The sequence below is a fragment of the Marinovum algicola genome, assembly GCF_900109145.1.
GTDB classification, from domain to species: Bacteria; Pseudomonadota; Alphaproteobacteria; order Rhodobacterales; family Rhodobacteraceae; genus Marinovum; species Marinovum algicola.
This window is the reverse complement of sequence record NZ_FNYY01000009.1, coordinates 74,939-91,079: the sequence shown is the minus strand read 5'-3', so window position 1 is coordinate 91,079 and position 16,141 is coordinate 74,939. Positions and strand designations below refer to the sequence as shown.

The window sequence follows — 16,141 nt, the reverse complement described above, 5'->3', positions numbered from 1 at the left end:
CTCCGGCGGATCGCGCTCTTCGACGACGAAGGCGCCGAACAAGCCGCGGCTTACCTGATCATAGGACAGGTAATGCGAATGATACCAATAGGTTCCGGCATCCGGCAGGGCAAAGTGATAATCGTGCGACCGGCCCGGAATGACCACGTCCTGGGTCAGAACGTTCACCCCGTCCATCCGGTTGGGCACGCGCAGCCCGTGCCAATGCACAAGCGCCCCGTCATCGAGCCCGTTCTCGAGGCGGATATCAACCTGATCGCCCTGCCGCACCCTGATCTCGGGGCCGGGAATCGTTCCGTTGAAGCCCAGCATGTCGAGCCTGCGGCCCGCGATGCGCGTCGAGAGCGCGGCGGGGCGAAGCACGACCGATTGCCGCGCGGCGAGCGCAGGCCAAGGCAGGCAGGCCGCACCGAGGCCCGCCAGCAGGTTGCGACGGGTCAGCCGGGGCGCACGTCCCAGTGTCTGCACGGCGTCACTGCTGCGCGTCGCGCGCCGTCTGGACGTGCTCGGCCAGCACCTCGGCCTCTACCAGCCCGCCGACCAGCGTATCGCCGATCACGAAAGACGGGGTGCCGGTGAACCCGAGCGCCCGGGTCAGCTCCATCGAGGTCTCGATATGTTCGCTCACCTCCGGCGCCTGCATGTCCCGGCGCAACTGCTCGATATCAAGGCCGACCTCGCCGGCGATGCGGAGCACGCTGGCCTCTTCGGCCCGTCCGTTCATGCCCATCATCGCCTCGTGGAATTCCTCGTATTTGCCCTGCTCGCGCGCGGCCAGTGCGGCGCGGGCGGCAAAGACACTGCCGTCGCCGAGGATCGGCCATTCGCGATAGACCAGCCGGACGTTTTTGTCCTGTTCGATCAACGCATCCACCTGCGGCATCGCGCGGCGGCAATAGGGGCAGTTGTAATCGAAGAACTCCACCACCGTCACATCGCCGTCGGGATTGCCCAGAACCGGCGCGTTCGGATCCTGCTCGAGCTCATCCCGGATGCCCGACAGGGCCGCGGCCGCCGCCGCCGACTGGTCGCGCTGTTGCTGTTCTTCCAGAAGCCGCACCGCCTCCATGACGATGCCGGGGTTTTCGCGGATCGCCTCATAGACCAGCGCCTTGATCCGGTCCTCGTCCATCTCCTCGGCACCGGCGGCCAGGGGGGCGAGCAATGTGAGCGCGATCAAAGGCGCGAGTATATGTTTCTTCATGGCGGATCGTCTCTCCTTGCAGGACATTGGGGGCGCTCCTTCGGAGCACCCCGTTCAGGACGCGAAGGTCCGTTTCAGTGCCGGAACTGTCAGATCAGTTTGACCTGGGTTCCGATCGGCGTGCGTTCGTAGACCTCTTCGATCTGACGGTTGTAAAGGCCGATGCATCCGTTCGAAGACCGCCGGCCGATCTTGCGCGTGTCCTGGGTGCCGTGGATGCGGTAATAAGTCCAGGACAGATAGAGCGCGCGGGTGCCCAGCGGGTTGAGCGGATCGCCGCCTTCGACGACCGCCGGCCATTCCGGGTTCCGCTTGAGCATCGACGGCGTCGGCCGCCAGGTCGGGTTTTCGCGTTTCTCGACCACCGAGGTATAGCCCCGCCGCGTCAGCTCGTCGGTCAGCGGCACCGAGGTCGGATAGATCCGCATCTCGCCGTCAGCGGTCCAATGCTGGAGCACCTTGGTGTTGGTGTCGGAGAGGATGATACCCTTGCCCAGCGTATCGAAGTGATCCCGCCAGTCGTGCAATTTGAAAGACGAGATATTGCGCCGCGTCGGTGCGCTTTCGGCTTGCGCCAGAGCGAGAGAGGGCATTGCCAGCGTGGCAGTCGCACAGGCCAAAACATGGCGGCGCGACCATTTCTTTTGGGTCATGGACTTGGTGCCTCGGCTTTAGAGTTTCACGACAGGCTTATCATTCCGCAGCCGGATTGTGATGTATCATTTTGTAACCAAGGCCCGTCTTGGGCTGTTCTCCGCCGCTATCGTGCTAGGAAGCCCCATGCACCGGTATTTCTCGCTCAGCCTGCCGATCGCGATCTTTGCGCGCAACGTGGCCCTGGTGAGCCTTCTCACCCTGCTGCCGCTTCTGGCGATCTACGTCGCCTTGCAGCCCGGGTTCGCCGCCATGCTCTCGAGCGGCGGCCCTGCCCTGTCGCGTTTTCTCAGGCAGGTTGCGACAAACGGATTTCCGGTGGTCTTCATCGTCAATTTCCTGGGCTTCGTCCTCTACGCCCGGCACATCAGCCTGACGCCGCGCAAGACCGGCGGCCTTGGGTTGATCTTCACCGACATGGTGATGCGGGTGGCCGTGTTCATCCTGCTGCATGCCGTGATCTATGTCGCCTCAGCCGATTGGTTCGGCTCTTTCGGCGGCAGCAAGGGCACGGCGCTGCGGGTGGTGGCGCCGACCTTGGCGCGGTCGGCGCTTTTTGACAATATTTCCGGGGTTTACCTCTATGCCGTTCTGTTGGGCGCGCTGCCGATCTATGCCGCGGCCCTCAGCTGGGGGCAGACATCTGCCCCCAGGGCGCGGGCCTGGCTCGCCGCCGCTATCTGCTGCGGGCTTCTGGCGCTGGCGCTCACCCTCGTTGCCCGCGGATTGGTGCAGATGCAATCCGGGTGAGGCGCCCGCCACGGCCAGGCCGGTCAGCCGACGCGCAGCCGTGTCGTCATGCCGGCCACCGCATGCGACAGCATGTGGCAATGCAACAGCCAGTCGCCCGGATTGTCGGCGACAAAGGCCACTTCGCGGGTCTCGCCCCGCAAGAGCAGCGTGGTGTCGCGCAGATCGCCAAGCTGGCCGTCCTTCGTGACCTCGCGGAAATGCATGCCGTGCAGGTGCATGGCATGCGGAAAGGCGGTGTCGTTGACGATCTTCAGACGCACCGTCTCGCCGCGCGACAGCTCGGCCAGCGGCGGGCCTTCCATGGTGCCGATCGCGCCGTTGAAGGCCCAGAACTTGTTCTCTGCGACCAGGGCGTTCATCGATTGCATCTCGCCATCCAGCCGCGCCCCGCGCAGGCCGCCCATGGCGCCGCCTTCCATCCGCAAATCAAGTACCGTCGCGGCGGCGAGATCGGGCCGGGCCACCGTGTTGGGCGGCAGCGGCGCGACGGCGCCCCGTCGGGTGGCAGAGGCCTCCGAAGTAACCGGGAAGGAGGCCAGGGCAAACCCCTCGCCGCGTTCGACACTGACCAGACCCGCCGTCTCGCCCGCCTCGGCGGTCACGTCGACGATCAGGTCCGCGCGCTGTGCCGGTGCCAGCAAGAGCGCCTCTGACAGCGGGCGCGGCGTGGGCAGCGGCATGCCGTCGAGCGCGACGATCCAGCTGTCCAACCCGCTCATCTGCAACTGGAACACCCGCGCATTGGCGGCATTGATCAGCCGCAGACGCAGGCGTTCATGCCGCTTGACCGGCATGGCAAGATCATGCGCACCATTGGCGGTGACGAGATTTCCGACCTGACCGGCGTGGCTCAGATCGTGCATGTTGCCGAAACTGGCGGCAAGCTGGCCGCTGTCGGGATCGATCAGCCAGTCATCAAGCACCAGCACCTCGTCCCGGTCGATGTCCAGCGGTTCGGGCTCCTCGACGATCAGCGCACCGTAAAGCCCGCGGCCAACCTGTTCGAAAGAGCGGTCATGCGCGTGATACCAGAAGGTTCCGGCATCCGGCACCGTGAAGTCATAATCGAAGCGTTCCCCCGGAGCCACCGCACCCTGGGTCAGCCCGGCGACACCGTCCATCGCATTGTCGATGCGAATGCCGTGCCAATGGATCGAGGTGGGCTGATCGAGCCCGTTGACAAGGGTCCGCCGCACCCGCGCGCCCTGGGCGACGCGGATCTCGGTGCCGGGCGAGGCCGGTCCATAGCCCCAGAGCGTGGTCGGGCCATAGGGGTCGGGCAGCAGCTGGTGATCAAAGGCTGCGGCCCACAATTCCTCGGCCCCGGCCTGGGCAAAGGCCAGGCCCGGAAGGGCGGCACAGGCCGCACCTCCCAGCAGAATGTTCCGCCGTGTCACGTTCAACGCGGTGTCCTTTCGTGGTTCGGCAATCGTCCGATCATCCGTGATCGTCCATCAGATAGGTTGCCATTGCTTCAAGATCTTCATCGGACAGGTACTGAGTTCCATATAGGACGACTTCACCCATCGCACCGCCAAAAGCGTCACCCGACGGCGTGATCCCGGAGCGCAAGGCATATGAGAGGCTGTCGACATCCCAGCCCCGCGCCATCAGCGTTTCGGCATCGATCGCCGGCGCCTTGCCGCCGCCCGGCAGCATGTTGCTGCCCTTGAAATGCTGGCTTTCGTGATCGCGGCCGCCCAGCAGCGTCCGGCCGGTGTGACAGGCGCCGCAATGCGCCGCGCCCTCGACCAGCTCCTTGCCGCGATTCCACAGCGGATCGGCCCCCGGCACCGGCTCGGCGCGCGGCGGATCCAGATAGAGCGCGCGCCAGAACTTCATCAGTGCACGCTGATTGAAGGGGAACGGCATCTCCGGCTCGCGCGAAGGCTCGGCCACGGCGGGCACGGTCTGAAACGCGGCCCAGAGATCGGCAATGTCCTGATCGGTGAACTGCTGATAGAACGGATAGGTGAAGGCCGGGTAATAGGGGGCACCCTCCGGCGACACCCCCTGCCGAACCGCCGCCGCGAACTGCTCTATCGTCCAGTCGCCGATCCCGTGTTCCGGGTCGGTGGTGAGGTTTGGCGAGTAGATACTGCCGAAGGGAGTTTCCAGCTCGACACCGCCGGCCAGCGGTGCGCCGCCATTCTCGAAATCGGTGTGGCAGGCGATACAGCCGGACGCCCGCGCCAGATAGGCACCTCGATTGGCATCGCCTTGCAGCGCGATATCCTCGGGTGCCCGGCCGACGGGCCAGGCGGCCACCGCTGCCAGCCCCGCCGCGCCCAATGCTGCGGCGGCGACCAGCCCTCTTGTCACTTTGCGCATCTTATTTTTCCGCGCGGAACTTGGTGTGGCAGGCAGCGCAGGTCTGGCTCACCATTCGAAAGACCGCATCCGCCGGCATCTCTGCCAGCTGCGCGGGGTCAAGCTCGGCCGTCATCGGCCCGCTGCCCCCCATCATGCCGCCGCCGCCCATCATGTTGTCGCCACCCATCATGGACTGGCCGCCCATCATGGTGTCGCCGCCCATCATGCTGGCCGATGCTCCGCCCGCGGCCTTCAGCCCATTGTCCGCCGCCCGGTCCAGTCCTTCGGCGAGGGTCCCCAGCCGCACGGCCAGCGCCTCGAACTCGCTCCAGTCTTCCCAGATCCGGGGCTTGGCGACCGAGGGTGCCTCTTCGCTGCCTTCGGGGAACAGCTTGGTCATCGTCTCGCCCGAATGCTCTTTGATCGTGGCGGCAAAGTCCCGCACCCGCGCGGCATCATAGTCGACCTTGCCGCGCATGACCGGTGTGACCGCCTTGATCGCCTTGCTCATGGCCATCATGCCATCCATGCGTTCCTTCACGACGCCTGTCGCACCCGAATGGGCCAGAACGCCGCCTGCAAGTGTCACCGAAAGGACGATGCCGGTAATTCCTGTATATTTCATCTCTTGTCTCCGTTGAGTTCCAATGCGGCACTTGGGCCGCGGATGCATCAAGAGAGAGCGATAGGGACCGGTGGCTCGCGCCCGAGGGTGGCGTCGTTGAAATTCGTCGGGGCGCGATCCAGCGCCGGCAGCGGCGGCCGCTCGGGCGGTATTGTACGAAGACCAAAGACGATGTGCAGCCCGCTGGAACAGGAGGCCTCGCCATGACAATGGCCTATGCCGGTGCTGTGCGATTCGTCGGAATGGGTGTCATGCGCCAACTGCTCCGCAACCGGCGGCTGGTCGGAATGGGCGAAGTCCAGGTCAGGCAGGCTCAGCAGCGCCACGACACAGGCCGCGACAGCGAGCAGGATCAGCCGGCCGGGAATCATGCCGCGCATCGTTCAGTCGATCCCGTTCGCTTGTTGCAGTTCCCGGACATAGGCGACAATCATCATCGCGTCGCCCTGGGTCAGCCCCTCGACCGGCGGCATGTCTCCGAATCTCCAGTGATGCGCGCGCACGCCGTTCTTGGCGGCGAGAACGAAGGCCATGTCGCCGTGATGGCTGGGCTCGTAGATCTTGTGAACCAGGGGCGGTGCCACCCCGTTTTGTCCGGCGGCGTTCGTGCCGTGGCACGCGGCGCATTTCGCTTCGAAAGCCCGCTGGCCGATTTTGGCATTGTCAGAGAATTCGGCGGGCACCGTGACATCCACGATCGCCGCCCCCTCGGAGAGCTGCGCCAGATCGGGTTGGTCCATGGAATGGCCGGTCGGGCGTGCGGCATACCAAGCCAAGGCACCGAGGCCGAGAAGAGCCGCCGCCACGATCGATATCGTCAATTTCGACATGCCCGTCCTTGTTCCTGCCTGCCCTTGGTCCGGTCGTCATCGGTCTGCCACGCGCCGCCGATTGCAGCTTCCGCGTTCTCCTCCCGATCCCTGACCCAGGAACCTAGGTGAATTCGCCGGACTTGCAAACGCCCGACCGGCGTATCTTTTGTATCCGAATGTATCGTTGCCGATCTACCCCGAATACGTCGGCGAACCTTTGCCGACGCACCCGGGGTTGCGGAGACCTTGATCGCAGCTGATCCGTCCGAACGCAGCACCGATCAACTCGTCATCAGGTGGGTTCCGCGGCCTAGATCCGCGCCGCCCGGAGACGCAGCGAATTGAGCACCACCGAGATCGAGGATGCGCTCATCGCAAAGGCGGCGAACATCGGGCTGATCAGGATGCCGAAGACCGGGAAGAGCACCCCCGCGGCCACCGGCACGCCGGAGGCGTTGTAGATCAGCGCGAAGAACAGGTTCTGGCGGATGTTGCGCATCGTGGCATGGGCCAGCCGCCGGGCGCGGACGATGCCGTCCAGGTCGCCCTTGACCAGCGTGATCCCCGCGCTTTCGATGGCCACGTCCGCGCCGGTGCCCATGGCGATGCCGACATCGGCCTGCGCCAGCGCCGGGGCGTCGTTGACGCCATCCCCGGCCATCGCAACCTTGCGGCCGTCCTGTTGCAGCTCCTTGATGATCCGCGCCTTGTCTTCGGGCAAGACGTCGGCCCGGATCTCGTCGATGCCGAGACGGGCGCCGATGGCCCTGGCCGTGCGCTCGTTGTCGCCGGTGGCCATGATGACGCGAAAGCCCAGCGCGTGCAGGTCCTTGATCGCGGCGGGCGTGCTGTCCTTGACCGGATCGGCAACGCCGACAAGCCCGGCGATCTCGCCATCCAGCACCACGAACATCACGGTCTCGCCCTCGTCACGCCGGGTATTGGCCTTGGCGGTCAGCTCGCCCGCGTGGAGACCCAGATCGCGGATCATTGCCAGGTTGCCAAGCGCGACGGCCTTGCCATCCACCACGCCCCGGACCCCCTTGCCGGTAATCGCCTCGAAATCCGCGGCATCGGCCATTTTCACGTCGCGCTCTTCCGCGCCCCGGACGATGGCCTCGGCAAGCGGATGCTCTGACCCGCGTTCCAGCGACGCGGCAAGCCGCAGCACTTCGGCCTCGTCATGACCGCGTTCGGGCAAAACGGCGACAAGGCGCGGCTTGCCCTCGGTCAACGTGCCGGTCTTGTCGACGATCAGGGTATCGACCTTCTCGAAGCGCTCCAGCGCCTCGGCATTCTTGATCAGCACCCCGGCCTGGGCCCCGCGACCGGTTGCCGTCATGATCGACATCGGGGTCGCGAGACCGAGCGCACAGGGACAAGCGATGATCAGGACCGCAACCGCCGAGATCAGCGCATAGGACAGAGCCGGCGCCGGCCCCAGAACCGCCCAGGCGATGAACGACAGAACCGCGATGGCGATCACCGCCGGCACGAAATAGCCCGCCACCCGGTCGGCATATTTCTGGATCGGCGCGCGCGAACGTTGCGCGTTCGACACCATCTCGACGATCTGCGCCAGCATCGTGTCCGCGCCGACCCGCGTTGCCTCCATCACCAGGCTGCCGGTGCCATTGATCGTCGCCCCGGTCACCGCATCGCCTTCGACCTTTTCGACCGGGACCGGCTCGCCGGAAATCATGCTCTCGTCGATCGAGGAGCGGCCTTCCACGACCACGCCATCAACCGGCACCTTGTCACCGGGCCGCACCCGCAGACGGTCGCCCACAAGCACCTCCTCGAGCGGAATTTCCTCTTCTGTGCCATCCGGCCTGATCACCCGCGCGGTCTTGGCCGCCATGTCCAGCAGGGCGCGGATGGCCTTGCCGGTGCCTTCGCGGGCCCGCAACTCCATCAGCTGCCCGAGCAGCACAAGCGTCACGATCACCGCCGCCGCTTCGAAATAGACCCCGACGTGCCCTTCGGCATCGCGGAACCCCGCCGGGAAGATGTCCGGCACCAGAACCGCCACGACGCTGAAGAGCCAGGCCGCCGAAACGCCCATGGCAATCAGGGAAAACATGTTGAGGTTCATGGTGCGGAACGAATTCCAGCCCCGCACCAGGAAGGGCCAGCCGCACCACAGGACAACCGGCGTTCCGAGACCCAGCTCGATCCAGAGCGTCGTGCGTTCGCCAAAGGCCTCGCGCACGCCGGAAAAGCCGAGAAAGGGGGCCATCGTGAGAATGAGCAGCGGGATGGTCAGGACCGTGCCGACCCAGAACCGCCGGGTGAAATCCACCAGCTCCGGGTTCGGGCCCGCGTCGGCCATTGCCGCCGATTCCAGCTCGAGCCCCATGCCACAGATCGGGCAGGAGCCAGGATGCGTCTGGCGAACCTGCGGATGCATCGGACAGGTATAGACCGCGCCGTCATGATCCTCGGGAACGCTGTCATATCTGCCGTCCGCGGCGCCGCTCTGGGGGCCGTGGGCATGGTGATCGTGTCCGCCGTGGTGCGCCTCTTGACCCTCAGGCACAAGATGCATCCCGCATTTCGGGCAGTCTCCCGGATGGTCCTGCCGCACCTCCGGGTGCATCGGGCAGACGTAGGTTGTTGTCTCGGCATCGTGCGAGACTGGGTGTGCATGGTCGCTCATTCTGAAGTCCTCTTGGACAAAGACGGGGAAGGAAACAGCTAGAGCCTAGTCTTTCCAGTGACTGGAAGGTCAAGCGCGAACTTCGCGACATCGTGCAGGGCACCGCCGGCCGGCCTTCGCCCCGCTTTGCGGGGCGAGGATGTCCGTGCGGGGTCGTCTCTCGCTTGCGACCGGGCGACGTGAGAGACGGCCCCGCTTGGGTCAGTTGTCGTTCATCATGGCGTCGCCATCCATGCCCTTTTCGGCCTCCGGCTGCATCTGAGACATGTTGGAATGCATCTTTTGCATCCGTTCCATCATGTCGGCCGGTGCCGCCATCTCTTCCGCCGTCACGGCACCATCACCATCCGCGTCCAGATGCTGGAACCGGTCCACCATCATTTCCCGGATCATCGCGCTGTGCAGGGTTTCGAATTCGGCAATCGAAAGCGTGCCGTCGCCGTCACTGTCGTACTCGGCCAGCTTGGCTTGCAGCTGGCTGCGCATCTCTTCCGGCGTGACGGTGCCGTCGCCATCGGCGTCGAACATCTTCATCATGCCGCCGCCCATGGAACCCATGCCGCCCATCATGCCCCCACCCATCATCGAGCCATGCATGCGCTTCATCATGTCCATCATGCCGTCCATGCCGCCCATCATGCCGGAGCCGCCGCCCTGCATCGCTGCCGCACCGGATTTGCCGCCGGTCTTGCCGCCGTGGCCATGATCGGAACCGGCATAAGCGGCCCCGCCAAGCACGGTCGCGGCCAGAGCAAATGCAGCGAGAAGAGAATTGTGTTTCATTCGGATCACCTCATGTCAGTATTGCGATACCTGACATATGGCAGGGGTTTGTCGCGACAAAATGCCGGGGAGTCCACGGTTTTGTATCGGCGGATCACAACGGCGGTGGCGGTTACATTTCGTGACAAATATCTTCGGGAAAGCGCCCCTCACTCGTTTAAAAGAAGGTCCATGAGCGAACCACCACACATTCTTGTCGTCGACGACCACCGCGAAATCCGCGATGCCGTGACGCGCTACCTTGAACAGAACGGAATGCGGGCGACCTCTGCGCGCGACGCGGTCGACATGGACGCCAAGCTCGGCCATGGCCAGTACGATCTTATCGTTCTCGACGTCATGATGCCGGGAGAGGACGGGCTGTCGGTCTGCCGCCGGCTGTCAGCCAATGGCAATGTGCCGATCCTGCTGCTGACCGCGCTGGGAGAAGAGACCGACCGGATCGTCGGCCTGGAAATCGGCGCCGATGACTATCTTGCCAAGCCGTTCAACCCACGCGAGCTGATTGCCCGCATCAAGGCCATCCTGCGCCGCACCACCAAGGCCGAACCCTATGCCGGCGCGCTCTCGGGCAAGCGCATCGCCTTTGCCCATTGGGTCCTCGATACCGACACCCGGGCGCTGTCGAATGACGACGGCGAGCAGATCGACCTGACCAGCGCCGAATTCAAGCTACTGACCGTCCTTCTGGAACGGCCCCGGTTCGTGCTCAACCGCGATCAGCTGCTCGATCTGACGGCGGGCCGGTCGGCCTCGGTCTTTGACCGCACCATCGACAACCAGATCAGCCGCTTGCGCCGCAAGGTCGAGCGTGATCCGTCGCGCCCCCGCATCGTGACGACGGTGCGAGGCGGCGGCTATTGCCTGGCATCAGACGTCCGCGAACTGAGCTGATGCCACGCCCCTTTGACAGCCTCCGGGGGCAATTGGTTCTCTTGATCGTCGCGGCACTGGCGGCCGCCCAGACGATCAGCCTGTGGCTGTTCGTCGACGAACGTGGCCTCGCCGTGCGCGCGGCGCTGGGGTTCGAGGCCGCCGGCCGGGCAGCAAATGTGGCGCTGCTGCTCGAAGAGGCGCCGGAGTCCTTGCATCAGGCCATCCTGCGCGCGGCGAATTCGCCCCTCGTGCGGTTCGAACTCGCAGACAACCCCGACGTCGACCATGCCAGCCATGCCGATGGCGGCGCTGTCGAGGCCCGCGTGCGCGGGCTGCTTGGCGGCGCAGAACACCGGGAGATCCGGGTCGAGTTGCACGAGGTCGAGCATGGCATTCCGCCAATGCCCCATCTGGTGCCCGAGATGGCGGAAATGCACCTCGCCATGATGAAGGGCGAGCTCTCGGCCATCGAAATGCAGCTTTCGATCGCCCTGGCTGACGGCCAATGGCTGAACGTCGGAACCCGGTTCGAGCCGCCGCCGCTGCAATGGCCCTGGATTTCCATCGTCAGCTTCGGGATCACCGCGGCGATCATTCTGGTCGCGGCCTGCTGGTTCCTTCTGACCCGCCTGACCGGGCCTCTGCTGCGCGTTTCGCACGCCGCCGACCGGTTTGGGCGTGGGGAAACCGTGGATCCCCTGCCGCTGATCGGGCCAAGCGAGGTGCGCGGGCTCACGCAGACTTTCAACCGCATGCAGGAAAGGCTGACCCGGTTCGTGGCGGACCGGACCAAGCTTCTTGCGGCGCTGGGTCATGACCTGCGCTCTCCGCTGACCGCAATGCGGGTTCGGGCGGAAATGGTCGAAGAGGACGAAACCCGCGAAAGCCTTGTCGCCTCGATCGAAGAAATGCAGGAGATGGTCGGTTCCACCCTGGATTTTGCCCGTGGCATGGCCAGCGCCGAACCCTCCGAAACAGTGGAGTTGCGCAGCTATCTTGAGCAGTTGCAGGCAGACATGATCAACGGGTTCGAGCTTGACGCCGCCGACGATGCCCAGGCGCGGTTGCGCCCGCAAGCGATGCGCCGCGCGCTGCGCAACATCATCGAAAACGCGCAGCGCTATGGCGGCGGGGCCCGGGTCTCCTTTCGGACCGATCCCGGCCATGTGCGGATTCTGATTTCCGACACCGGCCCCGGCATACCGGAAAGCGAGCTTCAGCAGGTGTTCGAGCCGTTCTTCCGGCTCGAGAAATCCCGCTCTCGCGAAACCGGCGGCACCGGCCTGGGGCTGTCGATCGCGCGCACCATCATCCGGGCCCATGGCGGCGACGTGGCGCTTTCCAACCGCGCTGAAGGCGGATTGCTGGCGACGGTCACACTGCCGCTCGAAGCGGCCAACACCCCGAGCCGGGAGCCGTCGACCGCCCCCGAGCGGGGTGCCGCCCTTGCGCAAAACCGGCCGTGAGGCGCGGGCCACGGCGACGAGGGCCATGACCTGACAATCCGCCTGCGACCCGACACCCCTGTCCTGCGGCCAGGGGGGCGGGCCTTACCCGGCGCGATCGGCCCCGAGCACCATGAAACCCTCGCGACCGCCGGCACAGGCCAGCGTTGCCACCCCGTTTGCGCTGGTCCCGGTGATCTCGCATCCCGGCGGCAGATGCGCTTCGGCCCCGTTTGTGGACAGGCGCGCCGCCTCCAGGTCGAAGCAATCCGCCAGCGTCGTCGAACAGGCACCGAGACCGGCAAGCACCAGCATGCCGGCCGCGCACCGAAACATCCTCGCGCGGGGTTTATTCCGCGGCGACCCGTGCCGTGGCCCGGGGGTCTGGCGTCTCGGCCTTGGTCTCAGCATCTTCCGCCTTTCCGTGACAGGATTTTCCCATGAACCGGTGCATGACCAGATGCGCGCCGACACAGAGCACGATCGGCGCCAGGGTCGCGAGCCCCCCGGCCCCGCCCGACGCCCCGCCAGACACAAGGAAAGCCCCCAGCGGCAGCAACATCACCGCGCAGCAGGCCCACATTCCGTATTTCATGATCTTGTCGCTACCGGCCTGCCCGGCCGTCTTGTCGTTGGTGTCCATCGTTCGTCTTGTCTCCAGTGACCTGCCGAGGTGGCTAGCGGCCTCCAGCACGGGAAGGTCAATGTTGCAATCAGATACAAATTTCACTGTTTTGTCAGGGTGAACCAGCTTGACCTTCCTGCGCAGGAAGGTGCTCTACGTTGCCTCAATAGGCAAGAAACTAGGGGCGTGCATGCCATGGCAGGGCAGGCGCCATCACGGAATGATCGCATGTGCGTCGTTGCATCCGCTTACCACGGAAGCAGCGTTGCGAGACTCGGCAGGAATGGCAGAAAATCATCAAATGGGTCCATCGACGTTGACCGCGAAATGCGCGCCGAGGGCGCCCGGGCCATGACAGCCCGGCCCCGGAGAAAATCGGCCCAAGTCGAACCGATGACCGCAAGGAACCAAATTCATGACTAAATCTCTACTGGCCCTCGTGGCCTTTTTTCTGCTTGGCGGATTGGCGGTCTATCTGAACATGGGGCAATCCACGTCTCAGACCGCGGGCCATTCGATGACCCCGCCAGACACCAGCGATATCGCGGACGGCGCGCCGATCGTCGAAGTTTCGCTGCCGGCCGAGCTGTCCGCCAATGCGCAAATCGGCAAACGGGCTTTCGAAGCCAAATGCGCGGCCTGCCACGGGACAAATGCCGCCGGCCAGAACGGTATCGCGCCGCCGCTGGTGCACAAGACATACGAACCCGGGCACCATTCCGACATGGCCTTTGTCATGGCCGCGAAGAACGGCGTTCGGGCCCACCACTGGCAATTCGGCAACATGCCGCCGGTCGAAGGCCTGACCGATGCCGATGTGAAGATGATCGCGCGATACGTCCGCGAACTGCAAGCCGAGAACGGAATCTTCTAGCGGGATGCGGGGTGGGCGCTCTCCTCTGGCCATCCTGCGCACGGCACTCCTCTGTGTGCTGCTGGCGCTCGGCCTTGGGCCAGAGGTCAACGACGCCCACCCCGACGAAAGCCTGTCTTCTGCCACGGCATTCGCCGGCGCCGGCGATGCGCACGACGACGCCCCGCATTCTCTGATCGAAGAGGCCCTGGGCCATTGCCACCCGGGGCTGGATTGCGCGGTTTCGGCGATTATGGCCGAACCGGCCCTGAAAGATCATGCGACGCTCTTCGATACCAAGAAATTTCGGTCCCGTGTGGCCCTCTGGGCCGGGCTGGACCCGGGATATGACCCACCTCCTCCGCGCCCCTTCGTCTGACTGATTTGGAAAAACACCAACGGTAAGACGAAGGACAAGGAAATGAGAACCAAATTCACTATTGCCACCGTCGCGGCACTTTCGCTGGCGTCGGCTGCGCTTGCGCATACCGGCGCAAAGGGGATCGTGCGCGAAAGGATGGTCGCGATGTCGGCCATGGCTGATGCCATCAAGACCATCGCGCCGATGATGAGCGGCGCGTCCGAGTACGAGGCCGCCGCCGTGCGCGATGCCGCCGAGGCCATCGGCCGACATGCCGGCGCCTCGATGACGCGGCTTTTCCCGGCTGACAACGAAAACATGGCGTCCTACGTCAAGGCGTCCATCTGGCAAGACTGGGCCACCTTTGCCGAACTGGCCGAACGCCTTCACACCTATTCCGAAGGGCTCGCCCTGGCCGCCGAGAACGGACCGGCCGCGCCAAAACAGGGCATGGCCGACGCGGCATCGATGATGGGCGGCGGCGGCATGATGGGCGCCGGGTCGATGATGGGCACCGGAATGGCGCTGGAAGCGACGCTCGGCCGTGAAGAGCTGGCGGACATGCCGGCCAACGAGGTGTTTTCGCTGGTCAGCAACACCTGCTCGACCTGTCATACGCGGTTCCGGAAAGAGGCCAAGTGACATGAGGCAGTTTCTTATTGCAGGCATCGCCGGGCTGTCCCTTGCCGGCGCAACCACCGTGGCGGCCCTCGTGGCCTGGCCGATCGGCAGCGACCCCAGGAAAATCGAACCAGAAGGCGATGTGCAGCGCGGCGCCTATCTGGCGCGGGCCAGCGGCTGTGTCGCATGTCACACGAATTTCGAGGAAGGTGGTGCGGCGCTGGCCGGTGGCGCGCCGCTCAACACCGATTTCGGCACCTTCTATCCGCCGAACCTGACCACCGATCCCGATCACGGCCTCGGCAACTGGGACGTGGAGCAATTCGCAAAGGCCATCAGGCAGGGCATCGCCCCCGATGGAACGCCCTACTACCCGGCGTTCACCTATCCGTTCTATGCGAATTTCTCGGATCAGGATATCGCCGACCTCTGGGCGGCGTTTCAGACTGTCGCGCCGGTGGCCGAATCCACGCCCGAACACGACGTCGGCTTTCCCTTCGATCAACGATGGGGGCTCAAGCTCTGGCGGGCCGCGTTTTTCGGCGCCCCGGAAACAGCGCCGGTGGACGGCAAGAGCGCCGAATGGAACCGCGGCCGGGAGCTCGTGCGCGGCGCCGCGCATTGCGCGGCCTGCCACACCGGCCGGAACCTGGCCGGAGGGCGGGATCCGTCAGCCTTTTTCGCCGGCAACGACGCTCTTCCGGGCGGCAACAAGGCGCCCTCCATTCTTCCCGCGACCTTGGCGGAAAGGGGCTGGACCGTCGACAACCTGAGCTATGCTCTGCAAAGCGGGATCACGCCATCCGGCGACGTCTTTGGCGGCAGCATGGGCGAGGTGGTGCAGAACGGGACACGATTCCTGACCCAAGCTGATCTGCGCGCGATGGCGACCTACCTGATGGAAGGCGAGGGCCTGAAAGAAAGCGCGGTTGCCGCCTTGTCGACGCCGCAGAAAACCTACGACTAGTATGATGGGGCGCGTCAGCGCCCCACCTTTCCTGAAGAATGGGGTAATGATGAAACTGCCGGATTTGTTATTGCAGCGACGCACCTTGATCGTGCTGCTTATCGCCCTGGGCGGCGTGGGCGCCACGGTCTGGATGCGCGGCGAGCTTGCTGCGCCGACGACCGCAACCATGCCTGCCACGGTGGATATCGCGCAGGGCGAGCAGCTCTACGGCGATTTCTGCGCCGCCTGCCATGGCGCAAATCTAGAAGGCCAGCCGGACTGGCGCTCGCCCGGCCCCGATGGCACCTTGCCCGCACCGCCCCATGACGAGACCGGGCACACCTGGCATCACCCGGACAGCGTGTTGTTCGATTACACCAAGCTCGGGGGCAAGGAGGCGCTCGCGAAAGAGGGCGTCGAGTTCGATAGCGCCATGCCGAGCTTTGGCGAGCAGCTGTCGGATGCGGAAATCTGGAATATCATCGCCTACATCAAATCGACCTGGCCGGAGCGCCAGCGTACGGCCCAAGCCGAAAGAAGCGCCGCGGCGGGTCGCTGAATAGGGATAGGCCCGCGCGCGCTGCGCGGTGCCGGTTTCGAGAGCCGGG

19 protein-coding genes and 1 pseudogene are annotated in these 16,141 nt (G+C 65.0%); 8 read left to right on the top strand and 12 right to left on the bottom strand.

Translation table 11 applies throughout. The features are described from left to right. Positions 1-72 precede the first annotated feature (72 nt). From BMW90_RS27280 to BMW90_RS13620, 3 genes and pseudogenes are all read right to left on the bottom strand, one after another. Positions 73-312: pseudogene (locus BMW90_RS27280) on the bottom strand (multicopper oxidase domain-containing protein); the annotation flags it as partial. Positions 313-472: 160 nt separating this feature from the next. Continuing rightward, positions 473-1,204 carry a DsbA family protein gene (locus BMW90_RS13625; protein ID WP_048535036.1) on the bottom strand — a complete coding sequence of 244 codons (732 nt, stop codon included), beginning with the start codon at positions 1,202-1,204 and terminating at the stop codon, positions 473-475. Positions 1,205-1,293: 89 nt separating this feature from the next. Next, complete coding sequence (locus tag BMW90_RS13620; RefSeq protein WP_074837097.1) at positions 1,294-1,857, bottom strand: L,D-transpeptidase; 564 nt, start codon at positions 1,855-1,857, stop codon at positions 1,294-1,296. 127 nt (positions 1,858-1,984) lie between these two features. Here BMW90_RS13620 and BMW90_RS13615 point away from each other — a divergent pair, with 127 nt between their 5' ends. Further along, entirely contained in the window at positions 1,985-2,608 is a 624-nt protein-coding gene (locus BMW90_RS13615; protein ID WP_074837171.1) for a hypothetical protein, read from the top strand. A 23-nt stretch (positions 2,609-2,631) separates the two neighbouring features. On the opposite strand, the gene BMW90_RS13610 is transcribed toward BMW90_RS13615, so the two are convergent. From BMW90_RS13610 to BMW90_RS13580, 7 genes are all read right to left on the bottom strand, one after another. Continuing rightward, a complete protein-coding gene (locus BMW90_RS13610; RefSeq protein WP_074837096.1) occupies positions 2,632-4,014 on the bottom strand; it encodes a multicopper oxidase family protein in 1,383 nt (460 codons plus the stop codon). Between the two features lie 34 nt (positions 4,015-4,048). After that, the gene (locus BMW90_RS13605; RefSeq protein ID WP_074837095.1) at positions 4,049-4,942 is read right to left on the bottom strand and encodes a c-type cytochrome; all 894 of its coding nucleotides are present in this window, start codon (positions 4,940-4,942) and stop codon (positions 4,049-4,051) included. A gap of 1 nt (position 4,943) precedes the next feature. Beyond that, positions 4,944-5,549 carry a c-type cytochrome gene (locus BMW90_RS13600; protein ID WP_074837094.1) on the bottom strand — a complete coding sequence of 202 codons (606 nt, stop codon included), beginning with the start codon at positions 5,547-5,549 and terminating at the stop codon, positions 4,944-4,946. 47 nt (positions 5,550-5,596) lie between these two features. Then, positions 5,597-5,929: a hypothetical protein gene (locus BMW90_RS13595; protein WP_048535047.1), complete on the bottom strand. Its 333-nt coding sequence runs from the start codon at positions 5,927-5,929 to the stop codon at positions 5,597-5,599. A gap of 3 nt (positions 5,930-5,932) precedes the next feature. Further along, on the bottom strand, positions 5,933-6,379 hold the full coding sequence (locus BMW90_RS13590) for a c-type cytochrome (protein WP_048535048.1): 447 nt from the start codon (positions 6,377-6,379) through the stop codon (positions 5,933-5,935). 292 nt (positions 6,380-6,671) lie between these two features. After that, entirely contained in the window at positions 6,672-8,960 is a 2,289-nt protein-coding gene (locus tag BMW90_RS13585) for a copper-transporting P-type ATPase (RefSeq protein ID WP_170850550.1), read from the bottom strand. A 261-nt stretch (positions 8,961-9,221) separates the two neighbouring features. Further along, positions 9,222-9,803, bottom strand: coding sequence for an EF-hand domain-containing protein (locus BMW90_RS13580; RefSeq protein ID WP_170850549.1), 582 nt, complete (start codon positions 9,801-9,803; stop codon positions 9,222-9,224). A gap of 171 nt (positions 9,804-9,974) precedes the next feature. Between BMW90_RS13580 and BMW90_RS13575 the strand changes: the two genes are divergently transcribed. Both BMW90_RS13575 and BMW90_RS13570 read left to right on the top strand, forming a co-directional pair. Next, entirely contained in the window at positions 9,975-10,697 is a 723-nt protein-coding gene (locus BMW90_RS13575; protein ID WP_048535052.1) for a response regulator, read from the top strand. Further along, entirely contained in the window at positions 10,697-12,145 is a 1,449-nt protein-coding gene (locus BMW90_RS13570; RefSeq protein ID WP_074837092.1) for an ATP-binding protein, read from the top strand. The genes BMW90_RS13575 and BMW90_RS13570 overlap by 1 nt, the downstream gene beginning before the upstream one ends. A gap of 84 nt (positions 12,146-12,229) precedes the next feature. On the opposite strand, the gene BMW90_RS13565 is transcribed toward BMW90_RS13570, so the two are convergent. Both BMW90_RS13565 and BMW90_RS13560 read right to left on the bottom strand, forming a co-directional pair. Further along, on the bottom strand, positions 12,230-12,439 hold the full coding sequence (locus tag BMW90_RS13565) for a hypothetical protein (protein WP_074837091.1): 210 nt from the start codon (positions 12,437-12,439) through the stop codon (positions 12,230-12,232). Between the two features lie 34 nt (positions 12,440-12,473). Further along, positions 12,474-12,767: a DUF2933 domain-containing protein gene (locus tag BMW90_RS13560; protein WP_048535055.1), complete on the bottom strand. Its 294-nt coding sequence runs from the start codon at positions 12,765-12,767 to the stop codon at positions 12,474-12,476. 397 nt (positions 12,768-13,164) lie between these two features. Between BMW90_RS13560 and BMW90_RS13555 the strand changes: the two genes are divergently transcribed. The 5 genes from BMW90_RS13555 (at position 13,165) to BMW90_RS13535 (ending at position 16,092) form a co-directional block, all read left to right on the top strand. After that, the gene (locus BMW90_RS13555; RefSeq protein WP_048535056.1) at positions 13,165-13,623 is read left to right on the top strand and encodes a c-type cytochrome; all 459 of its coding nucleotides are present in this window, start codon (positions 13,165-13,167) and stop codon (positions 13,621-13,623) included. A 55-nt stretch (positions 13,624-13,678) separates the two neighbouring features. Next, positions 13,679-13,981, top strand: a complete 303-nt coding sequence (locus BMW90_RS13550) for a hypothetical protein (RefSeq protein ID WP_139211373.1) — start codon at positions 13,679-13,681, stop codon at positions 13,979-13,981. 42 nt (positions 13,982-14,023) lie between these two features. Further along, a complete protein-coding gene (locus BMW90_RS13545; RefSeq protein ID WP_074837089.1) occupies positions 14,024-14,605 on the top strand; it encodes a cytochrome c in 582 nt (193 codons plus the stop codon). Between the two features lies 1 nt (position 14,606). Then, complete coding sequence (locus BMW90_RS13540) at positions 14,607-15,551, top strand: c-type cytochrome (protein WP_074837088.1); 945 nt, start codon at positions 14,607-14,609, stop codon at positions 15,549-15,551. A 133-nt stretch (positions 15,552-15,684) separates the two neighbouring features. Further along, a complete protein-coding gene (locus tag BMW90_RS13535) occupies positions 15,685-16,092 on the top strand; it encodes a c-type cytochrome (RefSeq protein ID WP_244526513.1) in 408 nt (135 codons plus the stop codon). Positions 16,093-16,141 lie beyond the last annotated feature (49 nt).